Source organism: Paenibacillus rigui (assembly GCF_002234615.1).
Taxonomy (GTDB): Bacteria; Bacillota; Bacilli; order Paenibacillales; family NBRC-103111; genus Paenibacillus_S; species Paenibacillus_S rigui.
This window is the reverse complement of record NZ_NMQW01000008.1, coordinates 151,802-171,053: the sequence shown is the minus strand read 5'-3', so window position 1 is coordinate 171,053 and position 19,252 is coordinate 151,802. Positions and strand designations below refer to the sequence as shown.

19 protein-coding genes and 1 riboswitch are annotated in these 19,252 nt (G+C 49.1%); of the genes, 4 read left to right on the top strand and 15 right to left on the bottom strand.

Going from position 1 to position 19,252, the window contains the following annotated elements:
• Positions 1-40 precede the first annotated feature (40 nt).
• Positions 41-188: riboswitch (cyclic di-AMP (ydaO/yuaA leader) on the bottom strand.
• A gap of 237 nt (positions 189-425) precedes the next feature.
• Positions 426-2,075 (top strand): CPBP family intramembrane glutamic endopeptidase, encoded by a 1,650-nt coding sequence (locus CF651_RS06060; protein WP_094013955.1) that lies wholly within the window; start codon positions 426-428, stop codon positions 2,073-2,075.
• Between the two features lie 186 nt (positions 2,076-2,261).
• Here CF651_RS06060 and uvrC read toward each other — a convergent pair whose 3' ends face one another.
• Positions 2,262-4,196, bottom strand: coding sequence for an excinuclease ABC subunit UvrC (gene uvrC / locus CF651_RS06055; protein ID WP_245855754.1), 1,935 nt, complete (start codon positions 4,194-4,196; stop codon positions 2,262-2,264).
• A gap of 213 nt (positions 4,197-4,409) precedes the next feature.
• Positions 4,410-4,727, bottom strand: a complete 318-nt coding sequence (gene trxA, locus CF651_RS06050) for a thioredoxin (RefSeq protein ID WP_094013954.1) — start codon at positions 4,725-4,727, stop codon at positions 4,410-4,412.
• A gap of 259 nt (positions 4,728-4,986) precedes the next feature.
• Here trxA and CF651_RS06045 point away from each other — a divergent pair, with 259 nt between their 5' ends.
• Complete coding sequence (locus CF651_RS06045) at positions 4,987-5,133, top strand: YqzM family protein (protein WP_094013953.1); 147 nt, start codon at positions 4,987-4,989, stop codon at positions 5,131-5,133.
• Between the two features lie 148 nt (positions 5,134-5,281).
• On the opposite strand, the gene dnaI is transcribed toward CF651_RS06045, so the two are convergent.
• The 4 genes from dnaI to CF651_RS06025 form a co-directional block, all read right to left on the bottom strand.
• Positions 5,282-6,232, bottom strand: coding sequence for a primosomal protein DnaI (gene dnaI / locus CF651_RS06040; protein ID WP_094014110.1), 951 nt, complete (start codon positions 6,230-6,232; stop codon positions 5,282-5,284).
• Between the two features lie 52 nt (positions 6,233-6,284).
• Positions 6,285-7,790: a replication initiation and membrane attachment family protein gene (locus CF651_RS06035; RefSeq protein WP_094013952.1), complete on the bottom strand. Its 1,506-nt coding sequence runs from the start codon at positions 7,788-7,790 to the stop codon at positions 6,285-6,287.
• Positions 7,791-7,952: 162 nt separating this feature from the next.
• Positions 7,953-8,150, bottom strand: coding sequence for a YwbE family protein (locus tag CF651_RS06030; RefSeq protein ID WP_094013951.1), 198 nt, complete (start codon positions 8,148-8,150; stop codon positions 7,953-7,955).
• 43 nt (positions 8,151-8,193) lie between these two features.
• Positions 8,194-8,478: a YuiB family protein gene (locus CF651_RS06025; RefSeq protein WP_179232701.1), complete on the bottom strand. Its 285-nt coding sequence runs from the start codon at positions 8,476-8,478 to the stop codon at positions 8,194-8,196.
• Between the two features lie 275 nt (positions 8,479-8,753).
• Between CF651_RS06025 and hemQ the strand changes: the two genes are divergently transcribed.
• Positions 8,754-9,500: a hydrogen peroxide-dependent heme synthase gene (hemQ, locus tag CF651_RS06020; RefSeq protein ID WP_094013949.1), complete on the top strand. Its 747-nt coding sequence runs from the start codon at positions 8,754-8,756 to the stop codon at positions 9,498-9,500.
• 90 nt (positions 9,501-9,590) lie between these two features.
• Here hemQ and CF651_RS32190 read toward each other — a convergent pair whose 3' ends face one another.
• The 6 genes from CF651_RS32190 to CF651_RS05995 form a co-directional block, all read right to left on the bottom strand.
• Positions 9,591-9,749, bottom strand: a complete 159-nt coding sequence (locus CF651_RS32190; RefSeq protein WP_179232700.1) for a hypothetical protein — start codon at positions 9,747-9,749, stop codon at positions 9,591-9,593.
• Positions 9,746-10,465: an ATP-binding cassette domain-containing protein gene (locus tag CF651_RS06015; protein WP_218827834.1), complete on the bottom strand. Its 720-nt coding sequence runs from the start codon at positions 10,463-10,465 to the stop codon at positions 9,746-9,748. Before CF651_RS06015 ends, CF651_RS32190 begins: the two co-directional genes overlap by 4 nt.
• Positions 10,466-10,550: 85 nt before the next feature.
• A complete protein-coding gene (locus tag CF651_RS06010) occupies positions 10,551-10,919 on the bottom strand; it encodes a GntR family transcriptional regulator (protein WP_094013948.1) in 369 nt (122 codons plus the stop codon).
• Positions 10,920-10,922: 3 nt separating this feature from the next.
• A complete protein-coding gene (locus tag CF651_RS06005; RefSeq protein ID WP_094013947.1) occupies positions 10,923-11,681 on the bottom strand; it encodes a hypothetical protein in 759 nt (252 codons plus the stop codon).
• Positions 11,682-11,835: 154 nt separating this feature from the next.
• Positions 11,836-12,114 carry a hypothetical protein gene (locus tag CF651_RS06000; RefSeq protein WP_094013946.1) on the bottom strand — a complete coding sequence of 93 codons (279 nt, stop codon included), beginning with the start codon at positions 12,112-12,114 and terminating at the stop codon, positions 11,836-11,838.
• A 1-nt stretch (position 12,115) separates the two neighbouring features.
• Positions 12,116-13,306, bottom strand: a complete 1,191-nt coding sequence (locus tag CF651_RS05995; RefSeq protein ID WP_094014108.1) for an NAD(P)/FAD-dependent oxidoreductase — start codon at positions 13,304-13,306, stop codon at positions 12,116-12,118.
• A 418-nt stretch (positions 13,307-13,724) separates the two neighbouring features.
• Here CF651_RS05995 and CF651_RS05990 point away from each other — a divergent pair, with 418 nt between their 5' ends.
• Positions 13,725-14,714, top strand: coding sequence for an NAD(P)/FAD-dependent oxidoreductase (locus tag CF651_RS05990; RefSeq protein WP_094013945.1), 990 nt, complete (start codon positions 13,725-13,727; stop codon positions 14,712-14,714).
• A 92-nt stretch (positions 14,715-14,806) separates the two neighbouring features.
• Here CF651_RS05990 and sda read toward each other — a convergent pair whose 3' ends face one another.
• From sda to lepB, 3 genes are all read right to left on the bottom strand, one after another.
• Positions 14,807-14,959, bottom strand: coding sequence for a sporulation histidine kinase inhibitor Sda (gene sda, locus CF651_RS05985; protein ID WP_094013944.1), 153 nt, complete (start codon positions 14,957-14,959; stop codon positions 14,807-14,809).
• A gap of 296 nt (positions 14,960-15,255) precedes the next feature.
• Positions 15,256-17,433, bottom strand: coding sequence for a WG repeat-containing protein (locus tag CF651_RS05980; protein ID WP_144029022.1), 2,178 nt, complete (start codon positions 17,431-17,433; stop codon positions 15,256-15,258).
• 71 nt (positions 17,434-17,504) lie between these two features.
• Positions 17,505-18,008: a signal peptidase I gene (gene lepB, locus CF651_RS05975; protein ID WP_094013942.1), complete on the bottom strand. Its 504-nt coding sequence runs from the start codon at positions 18,006-18,008 to the stop codon at positions 17,505-17,507.
• Positions 18,009-19,252 lie beyond the last annotated feature (1,244 nt).

Below are 19,252 nucleotides of genomic sequence, written 5' to 3'. Positions count from 1 at the left end.
AACAACAAAAAAAAGACACTGGAAACCCAATGCCGTATGATAGGTTCCTGCATAAAGCCTACGAGGTTAGCTGACGGATTCGGATTCACAGGTACCCTATCAACTCCATCGCGAAGATGGAATTGAATTCACCCCTTTGTTACAAATGGTTCCCCCGTTTTCAAAAAGAAATTCGGCTTTTTATTCAATTGATATGAATTATAATCGTCTTTACCAGGAAGTACAAAGTCGATGTACATCGAAATCGGCTGATATTCGGATTATTACAGGACTTGTTGCGAAGCTGGGAAAGGTACCGCTCTGCTTTTCATCGTTTTGCCCCCGCATGCTCACGAATTCATTGGATTTTCATCATGCATGTGTGCTAAGTTTACAGAATACATTGTAATATTCAACCCATGTCCATCCAGTAGAAGGAGTATACTATGGCAAAACGTCGATTAGAATTTTCCCTCCCATTGTTGGCAGTAATAGGTATTGTTCTGTACTTGGCTGTTCTTTTCAGCTCTTCTTATTTGGAAGAGGATAGCCCGCATCAGGAAACGCTCCCCGATCTTCCGACCGTCACCAAACAACAGGCGGGGGAAGCTGCCGTAAAATTCACACAGCAAACCTTTCAGCTATCCCCGAATCATCGGGTCAGCACCTTGTACCAGTCCCATGCCGAACGAAGCGGTTATTTGCAAAAGGAAGACCTTGTCGGCACCTACGCTGAGCGGTTTAAAGACTATCCGATCGATTACTATGAAGTGGAAATTAATGATGACACGACACAAGCCACCTACTATATCGATGTCAACTTTACGAATCTGCAAATTCTCGGCTGGGAAAGCTACACTCCCAAGGAAGCCAAGCAGCCGGTGGCGGCACCTGAAACAGGAGACGCGCAGCGGGTCGCGGAACAGACGTTGCAATCGCGAGGCTATCAAGTGCGGCAGTTCGAACGGATCGAGCCCGCTCCCGAGGAGCACCCCCCGGACAACAGCAGCGCTGCAGCGGGTACACTGTTCGTATACCAGAGCAAGGAGCAGGCGATCGGAAAAGCGAAGCTCCAGCTAAAGGTGACGGTGCAGCATAGTAAAGCAACAGCCTTCCATGCTGTGTTCGATATTCCCGCTTCCTTCCGGTCATGGCAGGACGAACAAAACGACAACGCATCGACGATGACCCGCATCAGCCTGCTGTTCTCGTTGGGTATGGCCTTAGCCTCCTTCTACATTGTGTTCCGGTACCGAAGGGAAATCACATTCCTAACGGGACTCATGCTCACAGCTCTCTTTCTCGTGATTTACATCGCCAACAATTTCAATATGGTGCCTGCCCTGCGAACGTCGCATTCCGCCGGCCCTTCCCAATGGGAGACGATGTTCAACCTGTGGTTCATGAACATTATTATTGCAATCATGGCTGTGAGTGTTTATTTTGCCTTTCTTGCAGGCAGGCAAATGTGGCTGCGCAAGGGCTGGAGCCCTTGGCCCCTGTGGCATGAACCCGGATTTTCACGAAGGCTGCGAACGTCCGTCATTCAGGGCTACCTGCTGTGCTTGTTCATTCTCGGTGTGCAGCAGACGCTGTTCTTCGGAGCCGAGCAGTGGTTTGACGTATGGGCGGTAAACGACCCATCCGATTCCGTACTGAATATGGTTTATCCGGCTTTATTCCCGCTCATGGCTTGGGCCGCCGCCATCTCCGAGGAAAGCGTATACCGGCTGTTCGGCATCCCTTTCTTCATGAAGATGATCCGCAACCGGTTTCTCGCCGTACTGATACCAAGCATGATCTGGGCGCTCAGCCATACGCAGTATCCGATCTATCCGGTGTACACCCGATTTGTGGAGGTCACGATTATCGGCCTTATCTTCGGGTATGCTTTCCTGAAATACGGCTTCCTGACCGTCCTGTTCGCTCACGCTTCCATGGACAGCATTCTCATGGGGCTGTCCCTCATGGATATGGGAGATGTCCCTCACAATCTAATTGGCGGGTTTTACATCGTATTCCCTGCCTTGCTCGGCTGGTTGATTGCCTGGGTGCGTGATAACACAAGAAAAACGCCTCACGGCTTGACGGGCTAGCATACACATTTGGCACAACACGCCTCCAAGCCCGACATTCCTTGCAATCTTCATATGGGTACAGAAAAAAGACGAGGGCCTGCATCTGCTATGCCCTCGTCTTTGCTTTTTATCGCGCTATAGCGAATCCCAGAAGACGCTTGTTGTCACTCTGCCTAGCGGTCGGTCGAACCCCAGTTCCTGCCGCTAAAGCTCCTGTTCTCCGCTCGGCTGATTCTCCGGCTGCGCCTGACTTGCATCAGCTTGGTCCGCAGAGTCTCCGTTTAACGATTGAATAATTTGCGAAGCCAGCTTTTCCCCGATGCCCAGGGGCCGGAAATCCTCAAGGCCGGCCTCTTTTATTTTTTTCAATGAGCCGAAATGCTTGAGCAGCGCTTTGCGCCGCTTCTCCCCAATCCCGGGAATCGCATCCAGCTGGGACACGATCATCGACTTGGCACGCGTCTCCCGGTGGAACGTAATGGCGAATCGGTGCACCTCATCCTGGATACGCTGCAGCAAGTAAAATTCCTGGCTGTCTCTGGGCAGCGGGACGACCTCAGCAGGGTCTCCCATCATCAGCTGGGCCGTTTTATGCTTGGCATCCTTCACAAGCCCGCAGACGGGGATATAGAGCCCCAGCTCGTTCTCCAGCACATCGACAGCCGCAGAGATTTGCCCTTTGCCTCCGTCGATGACCACCAGGTCCGGCAACGGCAAGTTTTCTTTCAGCACTCGCTCGTACCGCCGTCGCACGACCTCACGCATCGTCTCGTAATCGTCCGGTCCCTGTACGGTGCGAATCTTGAATTTGCGGTATTCTTTGCGGTCCGGCTTGCCGTCCGTGAACACTACCATGGCGGATACCGGGTCTGAGCCCTGAATGTTCGAATTATCGAACGCCTCAATCCGGCGGATGACACCCATACCGAGCCATTCGCCTAAATTTTCGATCGCCTTCACCGAGCGCTGCTCATCCCGTTCGATCAGGCGGAACTTTTCCTCCAGACCGACGCGTGCATTGTCCGATGCCATATCGACCATGTTCTTCTTCAGCCCGCGGCGCGGAATGTGCACCTTCACCTTCAGCCAGCCCTCCAGCGCTTCCTTCACATCTCTTTTGGCTGCATCCAGCTCCGCCAGAGCTGCACCGTCGCTTTCGCCTGCATCATTCGCTTCTGCAGCCGTTGCTTCGTCAAGCGCCGTAATGACTTCCTTCGTGATGACACGGGGCACTGGAGGGTTGCCTTCCGCAGCGGCTGAATCCATTGTTTCAACTGGCAGGAACACTTCTTTAGGCAGCGCCGGGTTATCGCTGTAATATTGAGTGACGAACGAAATAAAGTCCTCGTATTCCTCACCGTAGTAAGGAAACATCGACGCATGGCGCTCGATCAGCTTCCCTTGGCGCATATACAAAATTTGCACGCACATCCATCCCTTATCCACGGCGTAGCCGAAAATATCGCGGTCGACCGCCTCGGTCGTCGTAATTTTCTGCTTCTCCATCACCGCATCAATATGGATGATTTGATCGCGCAGCTCCTTGGCCCGTTCAAAATTAAGCTCCTCCGCAGCTTCCTGCATCTTCCTCGTCAAATCCTGCTTGATCTCATGATGTCCGCCGTTCAGAAAGCGGGAAATTTCCGATACCATCTTATCGTACGTTTCCTGCTCCACCTCGTACTCGCAGGGCGCCACGCATTGCCCAAGATGATAGTACAAGCAGACGCGGTCAGGCAGCGTACGGCATTTGCGCATCGGGTACAGCCGGTCCAGCAGCTTCTTGGTCTGCTGAGCCGCGAACGAATTCGGATACGGCCCGAAATACTTGCCTTTATCCTTGTACACCTTCCGTGTCACTTCCAGCCGCGGGTGCGCCTCATGCGTGATTTTGATATATGGAAAGGTCTTATCGTCCTTCAGCAGAACGTTATAGCGTGGATGATATTTTTTAATCAGATTGCATTCCAATATGAGTGCTTCCACATTGCTTGCGGTAACAATATATTCAAAATCGGCGATTTCCTGTACCAGCGCTTGCGTTTTGGCATTATGACTGCCCGTAAAATAAGAGCGTACCCGGTTGCGCAGCACCTTGGCCTTACCCACATAAATAATGGTACCTTCTTTATTCTTCATCAGGTAACAGCCCGGCTGCTCCGGTAATAGCGCCAGCTTGTTCCGGATCGCCTCCGCTGTCCGTTTGCGTTCTTCTTCCCCTTGAATCGGCACCTGATTCTCCCCTTTCCCTAAACAATACACTCGGGGGAACCCCCAAAATATATATAAAAAAAGCTCTTTCTCAGCATAGCAGAAAAAGAGCTTTTTCTCATCCTCTTATCACAATTACCATTATTGGTGGCGGGTAATAACGCCTTTCAAAGCATCCTTCGATTGGAAGCCCACCACTTTATCTACCGGTTGGCCGTCCTTGAACACGATCAGCGTAGGAATACTCATAACACCGAAGCGAGCAGCGGACTCCGGATTATCATCCACATTCACTTTTGCAATTTTTACGCTGTCCCCCAACTCTTTATCCAGCTCTTCAAGTACAGGAGCGATCATTTTGCAAGGTCCGCACCACGGCGCCCAAAAATCAACCAGGACGGTACCGGATCCTTCAACATCACTTTTGAAAGATTGGTCAGATACATTTACGATTGCCATATATTCTTTCTCCTTCCACCCCGAAATATGTTGTCAACATGTAAAGTATACCACAAAGCACCCTATTTTCAACCGGAGCCGCACTAGCGAATCGTTTCCTCCTCTTCCAAGGATAACTGCCGCAGCAAGTCAACAGGTTTACCCAAAACGTCGCACAATTGTCACTTTCAACAGCTTTACATTTATCTTGAAAGTTGGGTATACTAGGCATAACTAGAACTTTGCAAACGATGTCGATTTGCTCAAGGAGGGTATTATCATGAACGATCCGAAACATCCGGAGCTTCACGTGATGGAAGAGCCGACGAATGACTTTATGGACGTATCACTGGGGTTTGGCGTATTTTTTGGTGTATTGTTTCTCATTGGCATCATCGCAACGGTGATCCAAGTGATGACTCGCTAAGCATTGGTAAGCTTGCTAAGGCCTGTTCCGCAGCATATGCGGGGCAGGCTTTTTTTTTGCTCTCAGCGAAAAATAAACCCGGACCCCGCACGATTTGGCTGTGCAGAACCCGGGTACCCCGTTATAAGGCAGCAGGACATTCGCGCCCTTAGCCGCCGCGCTTGTTAAATCCGTTCACCAAAACAACCTCAACGAAGGGCCGGATCCGGTCCATAATCCGCTTCCCTTTAAACTCCTCATCCCCGTCCTTGCTCGTAAAGCTGAAATGACGCTCCAAGGCGTTTAAATCATGATTCGACGTAAAAAAGGTCGGCTTCCGGTTCATCCGGTAATTCAGGATCGACCCCATTACATGATCCCGCAGCCAAGGGTTCAAATTTTCCGCCCCAATATCATCGAATATAAGCAAATCCGTGTCCTTCAGCGCGTCAATCGTTTCCTTCAACTTCATCGGATCCTGGAACATCGCCTTCAAATCCTCGGCAAAATCGGGCATATACACGATCGCTCCCGTATATCCGCTCTTGGCCAGCTCGTGCAGCAAGTAGCACATGAGAAACGTTTTGCCTGTCCCGAAGCTTCCCGCCAAATAAAGCCCCGTTTTCTGGAGCCCTTCCTGTTTGGTCGTCAAAATATATTGTATCACACGGTCTACCGCTTCTTCGCGGGCCGGATCCTTGTCGAAGATCTCCATGGACGAATAACCTTGAGAAAGCGCCCGCTCATCCACATAAAAGCTGCGAATGCGGCTGCGTACCGCGTCCTGGGTTTGCTGGGCGATAAACTTTTTACAGGATACCTTCTGGTCATAAAGATTCGTTCTACCGTTCTCCGTCTCCACGGTAATCATCGTGTAATGTCCTGCAAAATCGTTCGGACAGCGGTCCAAGCCAGGGCAATTCGAGCAATTGCGATACTCGGTTACGTATTGATAAAGCCGGTTCATATTGATTTTCATTGTATATTCGTCCAGCATCGGATACTTGGTGCGCAGCTTCTGCACCTGAGGATCAGCCAGTATTTCCTTGACCCGATCCTCTGCTCTTTGCCGGTATTTCTCGTTCGGAAGTGATTTTAACACGTCACCCAGTGACTCCATCCCCATCCTCTGCTTCCACTCCTTCCCCTAGAGCACGTTCCCTTGCCGGCTTCTACATTTTCCCGTCCAGCATCTGGGCTCTGCGCCGCATCGCCTCACGTTCCTCGGCCGTCCTTACAGCGACAGCGGCAGACTGATCGTCTACCATCGGCAGTACAGGCTTCTGCTGCTTGCCTCGTCCGGCACCGCTGCGGGCACTCCCCGCACCAGCCGGTGTACGCCCATTCTTGGTCGACTTGGCTTCCTTATATTTCGTTTGCTCGCGAATATAATCGACTGCCTGCTCATACGTCCCGACCTGCTTGGCCAGCATATCTGTTACGCTGAACTCAATGGAGGCCTTGGACCAAGAGCGCTTGTTCACATACAAATAATGGATGAGGACGTTAATCACCTCTTCACTCAATCCATAGTTGAGGTCCACCTTGGCCAGCGTATCGAGCAAGCCATCCGGAACCGTCCCTTTGGAAAAAATCTTTTCCAGCAAATACGTATACGGCTCATTGCGTAAAATGTAATTATATTGATGCTGACTGCATTCCCCTTGAAAAATATCAGGCACCTCAAGGTAATATTCCATCTCCACGGACTTCTCTACGGCTGCGGGCGCCCCTCCGTCTCCCGAATCGGCTGCATACACCTGTTCCACCTTGGAACGGTACCGCATCCTTTCCTCTCCGCGCTTCTTATCTTGGCGGAAGACGAGATTTGCCTTATGCTGAAGCAGTTCCAGGACGAGCGCACCGTCAGGGGCGAATACGCCTTCTTCATCCAGCAGCCGGCACATATCCGTCAGGTAAAGGCTGTATTTTTTGGCCACAAAATTAATTTGCGCCATTTGCTCGGGCTCGTACTTGAGACGCTCAACGAAAGAACGGTTATAGGACTCCCTCGGAAAATGCATGATAATATCCGAATACTGGAACCCTTTGATCGCTACCTCCGGTCTGCCTTCAGACGGCTTGGACGCTGCGGATTCGAACAAAGCCTGCTCCAGCTCCAGGTCCACCACCTGTGAGTTCAGACGGAACAGCTCGTAGAAGGGCACGGACAAATTCTCCGAATTCGCCTCTTTGAGTCCGTCCGGCTCCGGCAGCAGCAGCTCGTCCCTAAGGGCAAACACCATATATTTGCCGACTTTATCCCGGAGCAGCAGCGTTAAGTGCTGGTTCTTGAAAAACTCATTCGGGGATAACGGCGCAAACAGCGTGTACTCATAAACGTAGTCGTCGGAAGCCTCCACGAACCTTCTCGTCGTCCGCAGCAGGCCAATCGCTTCCAGCTTGGAGGTCTGCTCGATAAAAAACTTACGCCCGGACTCGCTCGTTTCGAGCTCCAGGGCCAAAAACAGCTTCCGCTGCTGCTCCATAAGCGAGGTACCTACCTTATCGGCAGGCAGCTGAAGAAACAACGTATGGAACAAACTGACCGCATAAGCCCCAATCATCGGTTGATAGATCGTGGACAACATCTTCATATCCAAACTGCTTAACGAAAAATCACGCGTCACAACAAACCGGTGATACTCGGAAAAATGCAGCATATTCGTTATTCGCATGTACTCAAATCCCATCTATGGTCTAGCGTCTTACCCTTCATTTTACCACATAAATCGACACCTGCGGCTATGAAAAAGAATGAAAAAATCATGGTCTCCCGCTTCGTCCGGGAATCCCATGATTTGGTAGATGCCTCTATTTCTATTGCTCGTGCATTTGCTTTAATCCGGGAAAACCTGCTTCACCCTGCCGACAATTCCGTCCGTCAACCGAACCTTAATTCCATGCGGATGTGTAGGGGAATTCGTCAAAATATCCTTCACGGTCCCTTCTGTCAGTTTCCCTGACCGCTGGTCCTGCTTCTGGACAATATGAACACGTCTGCCGGGCACGATGTCTTTGCGTTGTTGACCGTTCATGGTACCCTTCCTTTCTCCTGACAGAGCCTGTTGAGTCGTGCTTCTAAAACATTTTATATCCCTTCTCACGCAAGGCTTTGATGGTGTAGCCGCTTAATACCGCACCGATCAAGCCGCCGATGGCGGGAATATAGTCTGCGACGGCATACTCCGATATATTCGACGCGAGCGAGCCCGTCTCCCAGCCCCAGTAAACGACCAAGCCTATGACTAAAGCAATATATCCGTAAATCGGAAACCAAGTTGTCTTCATCAGCATGTTTAGTATAAAACCGAGACCGAAGAACAATACGAACAGCAGCACGGTTACAATCATCAACTGCAGCAAAACCGCCAACTCCTTTTTCTTATCCTCACCTAAGCAGCAATAGTATATAATTATGTTTATTTTATATAAAATTTGCCTCCGGGTAAAGTGAACGCTTCATGAACATAAGCAAGCCTCCCCATCTTTTTTCTCGTCATAAACGCCCGCGTCCATTTGCCCTTTGAGCATGATTTCGATACAATGAGATCAACTTCACAAGGATAAGCAGCTGCGCCGTCCCTCTTCGGACGGCTCGCGTTTGTCCCCATGACTACATATACTAAGGAGTGTTACCCATGAGCGAACCGGTTCAAACATTGGAAGGCTGGTATGCGCTGCACGATTTTCGCGCTATCGATTGGAATGCTTGGAAAAGCCTGTCCCAGCAGGAAAGAAACCGTGCGGAGGATGAGCTGAATGGCTTATTGGCCCAATACCAGAGCGTAGAGGACAGCAAGCAGGGCAGCACCGCCTTTTATTCGATCGTCGGGCAAAAAGCCGACTTCATGTTCATGCATCTGCGTGAAACGCTGGAGGAGCTGAACGAGCTTGAAACCGCTTTTAACAAAACGATTTTTGCCCAAGTGACGATTCCTACCTATTCGTACGTATCCATTGTTGAGCTGAGCAGCTACATGGCCAAGCCGGGCTCCGATCCGATGCAGGATCCAGAAATTCTGGCACGTTTGAAGCCGACGCTTCCAAAAGCGAAGCACGTTTGCTTCTATCCGATGAACAAGCGCCGCGAAGGCAATGATAACTGGTACATGCTTTCCACCGATGAGCGCCGCAACTATATGCGCGCCCACGGCATGATCGGCCGCAATTACGCGGGCAAGATCAAGCAAATCATTACCGGCTCCGTCGGCCTGGACGACTGGGAATGGGGTGTCACGCTCTTCTCCGAGGATGCGCTGCAGTTCAAAAAAATCGTCTATGAAATGCGTTTTGACGAAACAAGCGCACGCTTCGGCGAATTCGGCGATTTCTACGTCGGCAATTTGCTGAATCAAGAGAAAATGGCAGCGATGCTGAAGCTATAGGTGCAACAACCTATACGAAAGAGCCTTTTCCGCTTCTTTTGCGGTCAAGGCTCTTTTATTTGCCAGCCGGATTCTAAGGCCAAGCTTGGCTCAACTCAACTCCCTGTGCACCTCTTCATCCTTGCGGGTCTGCTTCAGCTGGGTAATAAAGGTGCCTGCATTCACGCCCCCAATGAAACCGCCGCTCTTTTCCCCAGTGACACCTTCCACAACCAATGCCATCGCCGCAAAAATGCAGATGGAATTCACTTCATCAATCCCCTCATCCACCCAGTCAAACCTACACCAAAATCACTGTGAATTCGTTCTACCTGCTCATATCCTATCAATGCGCCTTCCTTAATTACCATGGCTCTATCCAGCAATGGCTCAACCTCATCTACCTCATGAGTTGTCATCACCAACGTCTGATTCACCGGATCAACAGAGGCAATGACACTGCGAACAATAGATTCCCGAACTAAAGGGTCCAGACCGGAAAGAGGTTCATCCATCACAATTAATGGTACCTGGCGGGCCAGGGCCAACACCATTTTCAACCGGGCGCGATTTCCTTTCGACAAGTGAGCCACCTTCTGTCCTAGTTCTAAATCGAAGATTCGAACCATATCCAATGCCTTATCCAGGTCAAAATCCCCGAACATTGCATTGTAAAAATTCAGCGCTTGCTGAACCGTTTGCCCTGGATAATACACATCCCTCTCAGGTAAAAAGGCAACCTGCCGGGAGCTAAGCCGCTTTGCTTCCTCCCCGTCGAGAAGAACGCGCCCCCGGCTCGGTCTTTGCAAACCCGCCATTAGCTTCAGAATGGTTGATTTCCCGCTGCCATTTGTACCGATAATACCTATAATTTGCCCCTTTGGGATCGTAAAACTAACTTTTCTTAACGCTGGTTTGCCGTAAAAATTTTTTTCGACCTCGTCAAACACAACGATGGGCTTCACATCGATAGCTTGTGTCTCCACTTTCGTTTCCTCCTTAAAGCTTTCACTTAATAGTCATTCTGCTTTGATTGAACGATTATTATCTCCCGAGCTTCCGTTTTCACATCTATTCTTTCTCTTGCAAGAAGGCCTTCACGCCCGCTACAATTTCTTCTTCCGTATAACCTAATTCTTTCATCTCCCCTGCAAAGCGGGTAATATGCTCTTCCTTTAACTGCTCTCTCATGTATGCCAACCGAGAGCTGTCATCCGTTACATATATCCCCTGGCCTCTCCGGCTCTCTACAATCCCCATACGCTCCAACTCCATATTCACCCTTTGCATGGTATTCGGATTCACTCCAAATTTCACTGCCAGATCGCGGACAGAAGGTAATTTTTCACCTGGCTGTACTTCGCGCCGAACAATTTGCCTGCATATTCGCTGCACTAGCTGTAAATAGATCGGTTGTGTGTTCGAAAATTGTTCAGCCACCCCTTACACCTCCTCTTTGCGATCCAGCAGCCAAACGGATGCATATAAGCAAATGACCATATTTATGCAGATCCAAACATATTCCCCTGCATAAAGCGTGTCCCCTGCTGTACCCCAATGAAATAGAAAGCGGTATACCCAAGTGTGTTCAAATACGTTCTCCAGAGCTGTAATCGTGCCTAATATCAAAATAGCTAAAGGCCATCTCCATGGTCCGAAGCGGTTGGTCATCGCAGAAGCCATCAAATACAGCAGCACGCATGAAATGGCCAGTGCCAATGCCATGGACATAAATTCAAAAACCGTTTCAAGATGGGACCCGTGAAAAAATCCCGAGAATTTCTCAAATTCAGCAGACAGCTTCATCTGATTATCGCTTGACCAAGTGGCCCCTGAACTCTCTATGGTGAACATCCATAGGAAAAATCCGGTAGAAACCAATAATCCCGCTCCAAACTCACACATCGCGGCCGCATACTTTGCTGTAAGGAGCTTCCATCCCGACAAAGGCAATTGCAGCCACAAAGGCGCATAATCGCGTTCCTTTTTTAAGCTAATGAGCATATAAACTGTGGGACCCATAAAATGAAGATAAATGATAGCAAGCCATATGCCGCTCATTGCCCCGGAATGAAAGCGATATGAGAAATAAATGGAAAGTCCCCCCATGAGCAATACGATAAGCAAATAAATCCATAGAGGTCCTGACCACTTCGATCCAAAAGCCAATTCCTTTTTAAATAAATTCCACCATGCTTTCAATCGCTTTCCCTCTTTTCGCATAATTTCAACAACCTCACTAGTGTACTATTAGAATAGTACACTAGTGAGGTTCAATTGTCAAAATTTTCTTTATTCCCCATAAAAATACCCTGCGGTTCAACCGGTAATCCAGTTGAACCGCAGGGTATTTCATTTACTCATCTTCCTCGTCATCGAACTCAAAGCGGTCGTCACGGCTGCCTTCGGCCTTTTGGGCCAAATAGGCTTCCGTATCACGGTCGCGCTGACGGGATTTCTCCTTCAAGCGTTCGATAGCGGGCAAAATCAAGATATCGATTTCTTTTTGAACCGGGTAGACCAGATCATAACGGTTCTGGGTTTCAAGAAAATGTCCCACTTCCATCAGAGCGTTATACCGGTCCAGCTCTTCCCTCGTCAACAGTCCGCGTACCTGTACGCTGCAGTGGCGCATACTAGAAACGGCCTTTCTTCAGCACCAGCGGAATTCCGCCGATGACATAAAGGTAACGAACGTCAATAATCTTTTTCATTACAGCGGCCAAGCCGCCTTTAATTTTGCGGGAGCCGACAATACCGATGGCTTCACCGCGCCCGAGAGAGGCTACTGTCCCCTTGCTCTCGTATTTGAAAGCCTTCGGCTGCTCGCCACGAATGGAAGCCACCAGGTTATGCGCACATACATCTGCTTGCTGAATGGAGATTTGCGCTGTCGGCGGGTAAGGACGACCCTCGGGATTCATCACGATAGAGCAGTCACCCAGAATATATATATTTTCATGGCCCGGTGCGCGCAAATAGTCGTCGACCTTGATGCGGCCGCGCATCGTTTCAAAGCCTGCTTCATCCAGCATATGGTTACCGCGTACGCCGCCCGTCCACACGACCGTAGCGGATTTGATCTCCTCGCCCGTTGCAAGAATGACGCCATCCGGCGTGCACTCTTTAATGGCTGTTGCAATTTTGAACGTTACGCCTTTATTTTGCAGTACGTTCATCGCGTACTCTACCAATTCCGGATCAAAGCCCGGCAGTGCGGTTGGAGCCGCCTCGACGTTATAGATTTTGACCAAGGACAGGTCTACGTCGAATTCTTTGCACAGCTGAGGTATGCGGTCTGCCAGCTCACCCACGAACTCGATGCCGGTAAAGCCCGCTCCGCCTACGACAAAAGTCAAGTAATCGGTGCGGTTAGGCTCGCGTTTGAATCTAGCAAACTGATATTCGATATGTTCACGGATAAAGCGAACACTGTTAATGCTGCGGATGCTCAGCGCATATTCCTTCATCCCGGGAATGCCGAACGTTTCAGGCTCTCCGCCCAATCCGACAACCAAATAATCGTAGGACAGCGTTCCTTCCTCCAAGATAACCTTCTTCTCCTGCGGACGAATCTGAACCACTGTAGATTTCACAAAGTCGATTTTGAATTCATCAATGAGCTTAAGAATATTCACCCGGGCATTCTCCGGATTATCCGTTCCTGCAGCCGGCATATGCAGGTGTGTTGTAATATAGTGGTAGTCATGCTTGTTGACAAGCGTAACGTCGGCTTCGTTATAGTTCAATTCCTTTTGCAAACGAATAGCCGTTACGATGCCACCGTATCCTGCTCCCAAAATGACTATTCTTGGTATTCGACTCATGGTTTCGATCCCTTCCATCCCGTTGTTTTCTGTATTATAAGGTCAATGTAAACCGATTGTGAATTTTTACACAAAGTACGACAAGAAGCAATTTCCACATTCGTTGAAACTGCATGAGTTGAATTTATAATTGTGATAAAACACTGTGACACATCAGTTTTTAACCAGTTCTCATGACATAATATAATTTTAAAAGATAAATAGCAAGTTTTATTTTGGCTGGAATACAAGGGAAAAGTCAAGACTACGTAAGGTATGTAGCCATTTTCTTACGATTCCTGTTCTTTTTCCAATTTGTAAAAGCTTGTCTTCGCTAGCTATGTAACCCCTTACTTTTTTAAATTAATTTATTTTTCATTTTGCTGGCATAGTGTATAGAATAAGAATCCATTATTCATCTGAATCGGAGGTGCTGGAAGTGCACAATGAAATTGTAGATATTATTATTGTGGGCGGGGGACCCGCCGGTATGTTCGCAGCTTTCTATGGCGGCATGCGTCAAGCTTCGGTAAAAATGATCGAAAGCATGCCTCAGCTTGGCGGACAGCTTACAGCGTTATATCCGGAGAAGTACATCTATGACGTTGCCGGTTTCCCGAAGGTGACCGCACAAGAGCTGGTTAACAATTTGGATCGGCAGATGAGGCAGTTTCCCTTGGACATCCGTTTGGAGGAAAAGGTGCTGCAAGTGGAGAAGAAGGACGATCGGCTGTTCGAGGTGACGACGGATAAGGGCATTCACCAGTCCAAAGCCGTTATTATTACTGGTGGCTTAGGCGCCTTTCAGCCCAGACGATTGGAGCTGCCGGAAGCGGCTCAGTACGAGAAGAAGAACTTGTTTTACTTCGTAAGCGACCTGCATCAGTTCAAAGGACAAAAGGTACTGATCAGCGGTGGCGGCGACTCGGCAGTCGACTGGGCTTTAATGCTGGAGCCGATAGCCGAGCAGGTAACGCTGATCCATCGCCGGGATAAGTTCCGCGCGCACGAGCACAGTGTGGAAAGCCTGCGGAACTCGAAGGTGCAAGTGCTGACCCCCAAAGAAATTACCGCCCTGCACGGGAACGGCCAAATCACAAAGGCTACGCTTGCCGACTGCAAAACGGGAGATGCGTTAGACCTCGACGTGGACGCGGTTATTGTAAATTTCGGTTTCACTTCCTCTCTCGGACCTATCGCGGAATGGGGGTTTGCCATCGATAACGGATCGATCGTGGTGGATTCCCGAATGGAAACAAGCATTCCGGGCATTTTTGCCGCCGGTGATATTACGACGTATCCAGGCAAGCTGAAGCTGATCGCGGTAGGCTTCGGTGAAGCGCCGACAGCCATCAACAACGCAAAGGTGTATATTGACCCAACAGCCAAGCTGTCTCCTGGGCACAGCAGCAGCAGCATGAAATTGTAATGTAACATCGTTCGGAAGCCAGCTTACGCACAAAGCTCCGTTCGGTTCATGCCGTATGGAGCTTTAGTCCTATACACAAAAAAGAGGGCAGGTCAACTGACCTGCGCCCCATCATGATAATAATCCAAATTCAATTGACGACGTTTAATTTCTTCCAGCAGCAAATCAAGGAACTCCTGCTCCAACTCCAAATGCAGCGCTTTGAAATAAGATTCGATCAAAATTTCATTACTCATTAGTCTCACTAGGATCACCTTACTTCCTTAATGTAAAATCATATTAACATGCCGCGAAAAATAGAACAAGCGTTCCGCTATCCACAGGGAAATGTGTATAAGCTGTGTGTATACTGTTAGCAAGTGTAAAAATATGGGTGTTTATGCAGGGTATAGTGTGGACAAGGTTATACACAGATGAGCGCACCCTTATTTTAAACAAAAATTTTTTTTATTTTTTCTGTTTTTATGCCTGCCGCTGGTTCAAAATACGTAAAAAAGCAGCCTCCCTTTCGGAGAAGACTGCCTGGTTCCCTCTTAAAACGTTAGCGTGACGGCTTCCATATTTCCTTGCCAGTTCGGTCGATATAGCCGGAATCGGGGCCTTCTCCAGTATAACCGGCTCGAACGTTAGCCACTCCGGCATGGAACTTGTCTGCGTCGTAGTACGTCGGAGGAATGACCACCGTGCCCTTCGTATCAATGTATCCCCACTGCCAATCGCCTACTCTTACAGCGGCCAAGCCTTCGCTGAACGCTTCGGCAGCATCGAAGATGGCCGGGATAACCATCGTACCCTCCGGATTGATATACCCCCACTTCCCGTCCTTCCGAACCGCAGCGAGATCCTCGGAAAAGTCACCCGCCTCCTCATACTGAGGCTGAATGTGCCAGCTGCCTGCCGACCACAGGTATCCCCACCGATCCCCAACCTTGACCGCAGCCGTCCCTTGATAGAAGTCGCGGGCATCATCGAACTCGATCGGGATAGCGATGGACCCATCCTGCTGAATAAAGCCAGCCTTCCCGTTGTACTCTACACGTGCCATATGCCAGGAGAACGGATAGGCAAAATCAAACTGCGGCTTGATGACCATCTGCCCTTGTTTATTCATATACCCGTATAGGTAAGCTGATCCTTGGGAATTCATTCCTTCGACAGCGACGGCGGCCATACCTTCCGAAAAGGAAGAACCGTATAAAATATCGGGCATGTCGATCAGCTTTCCATCCCTGTCAATATACCCTTGCCGTGTATCCTTAGGCCCTGAGGTTATTTTTACCGCGGCCCTGCCTTCCGAAAATGGTTCCGCATCGTTGAATCGGGCTGGAATCACTTCGTTGCCCTTCATATCAATGTAACTCCAACCGTTGACGACAGGATTCCATACGAGCGCCAGCCCTTCCTTAAAGTCCAATGCCGAGCTGTACTGCATAGGGATGCGAAGCTTGCCCTTCTGGTCCATATATCCGTATTTTCCGTCTTTTACAACGGGATACAATGGAACCTGCACATCCTGCTCTCTCACCCATTCCTGCGTTTCCGAGGTATGTACCCGGTACCACAGCTCTCCTGATGATGAGGTCCACCGTTCGAAGGCATCCACATACTGCGGTGCAAAAAATCCTGCCAGATGGCCGGCGATTCCTGCCGTGTCGGGAGTCCGATAGGTTGTTGTCGTGGATAACAGCTGTACCTTTTCAGATGTCGGCTCCGTCCCTAATGGCTTTTCTCTAAGCGACTCGGCCGGGTTCACCCACTTCATGCCGCGGTCGTCCGTTTGAATGTAATACCAATCGTTCCATTGCGCCACAGCGGGGTATGAACCGGCGGGTACTTTTTCATTGGAGAAAAAACACTCCATGTTCGGGTTGTCGCACAGCCCCGCCTCTGTCATAAGCTCTATCGTTTGCTGAATCTGCTTTACGTTATCCAGCGTTCTACCCATGGGTATGATCCATTTGTCGCCCTGCGGGAGATGGATTTTATACCATATCCTATGCTCGCCCAGCACTTTGCGCGCCGTGACCTGTACCTTCGAAGGCTGCACGTAATCCAACGTAAACGGCAGGTTATAATCAGCCGATGCCGGTTTATCGAAGTAAGGCAGCTGCTCCAGGATTGTGAATTCAGCGGAATACGCCTCCTCCGGTATCTTCTCCACGATCGGCGGGTTAACCAGCCACTTTGGTCCTGCCCACGTCTCGATAAGATACAAATCGCTGCTGCATTGTGCCGGGTCGTCCGTTGCCGCGCGGCTCACCCCGCAATATTGGATATGCGCTGTTGATTTGACCTGCTGCTTCGCAATAAGCCCTTCGGGTGGGCTATTCAAGCTGCTGTAGAACGGCAGCTCCGTCATTGTCGTAATCGTCTGCTCCTTGCGCTCATAAGCTCCCTTGACGACCCGATCATCACTATGAATCCACCTATCGCCAAGCCATGTTTCTACCAGGTACCAGGATGGCTTCTGCTCTGCGCTGCCCGAGTCTGTCCCTTTGACGGTTAACGTTTGTAGGGCGGAAACCGTCCCTACCGATGCATCGGGATGACGATAATCCTCGAACAGCTCGGTCGGCTCCAATACAGTGACCTGAAAGGTCGGATTCTTCGTTGCAGCAGAGAGAGCAGCCTCGGCAGTGTATACAGGAGCCGGTAAAACAGCGAGACAGCCTAACGCAGCACATAGCAGCAGGCGGATGCCTGAGCTTTTTGACAGCATGTATTCGAACCTCGCTTTCTTCAAGCAATTTTGTCTTCTGTATTTATTTAACGCTCCAGAGACATAGAAAGTTACAGTCCCGTACCGGCTGCCTGCATTACAGGCTGCTTCACTCTTCCGATAATTTGCTCCTGCCTAATAAATCCGATATCCCGGCTGTCCATGCTGTTGGAACGGTTATCTCCCAGCACAAATACCGAGCCCTCCGGTACGGCATGCTCCGAGTAATTTCTAACGTTATAAGGGACGCCCTTGCGGGCCGCTTCTTCCAGTGCGGGTTGCAGATACGGCTCGCTCAGCTTTTTGTTATTGATATACACGTAATCGCCCTCGACCTTAACCTTTTCTCCAGGCAGCCCGATCACTCGTTTCACAAAAATCTTATCCTTCGTCGCACGGAACACGATCAGGTCCCCTCTCTCGATGGCATGATTCGTGTAGTAGGTCGTGTCTACGGACAGGCGGTCCTTGGGATGCATTGTCGGCTCCATCGAAGGTCCCTCGACAACAAAAGGCTTATTATGATCAAGATACATACCGGAGAAAGCAAGAAGCAGTGCAAATAAATACTCCATAATCTCACCTCATCCCAAAGTACATTATAATAGGAAGCGTTTACATTCGGTCTGCCCGAAATTGGATTGACTTCATCGTTAGACATGCCATTTTCAATGGCATCAAATTGGACCTTGCTCATTTTAATCGAATTACCGGACACGGCTTCCGATGTGTTCTTCGGGATAGCTAGCTTGATTATACATCTTGCATCAGGTTTTTTACTAGTCATCGTGGCAGAGCATGTGCTCGCGAGCTATGTGACACAAGCATTAACGCTTCGCCTTCCTTCAAGGCGGCATGCGTTTGTCAAGTCAGACGAAGTAAGGGATATTTACACATCAAAAAAAGGACACAGCTCTTATGCCATGTCCCATATACCGTGTAAGCTTATTTTATCATGCCGCCGCTTACTTCAATTACTCAGAACTCAAGAAATAAACAAACGTCTTCTCAAGCGGGGGAAGGTACGAGCGCTCCCCTTGCTGGTGAAGGAAATATTCATCCTTCGATACTACCGTGACTCTTTGTCTGGATTCTCCGTCCAGGTAATTCAGATCTTTATGGAGGAAAATTGAGCCTTTATTTATGCTCAAAAACAACCTGATTTCCCGCAGTGTATAGGAATGATCCTGCAACAATTCTGTCGGCACTTCATGATACCGGTATACCACCATTGGCAACACCTCCTACATATAATCCTATTCGGCAGGCCGTTAAGGTAGAAGGGGTTCAGTGATATTTTACATGCAAGATTATTTATTATATTTTTCTTTTACGGACTTTCCAGGTTTTTCATTATTTGAATCAGGCTCGTCTAAATTGATTTTCCCTTGTTGGACTCCCAGCGGCATATAACCTCCATCTTTATGCTTTTTCAGGAATAAAATATATTTTTTTTGATTCGTTAGTTTTTTATATGAGTTTGAGGTAATCATGGTTGTAGCATTAGTTTTATCTATGAACTCAGAATAGGGCTCATATATTGTAATTTTATCTCCATATAAATTTTGGAGTCCTTATCACCAATCGGTACTCTTCGCTCTTTCTTTTTAAGCACAAAAAAACCTCCCAAGTAATGTGTATTGGCATCAACACACAAGCCTGGAAGGCATGTAATACGCAACCCATAATTGCCGTTTCTAAAGTTGCGTACATTCAATTTCATTCATGATTGCGGATTGTTGATTTTACCCTTGCAATCCGTAATCCATCCACATTTTTTACGCTCACTCGTAACGGGCAAGTCACTCAACTAGCAAAC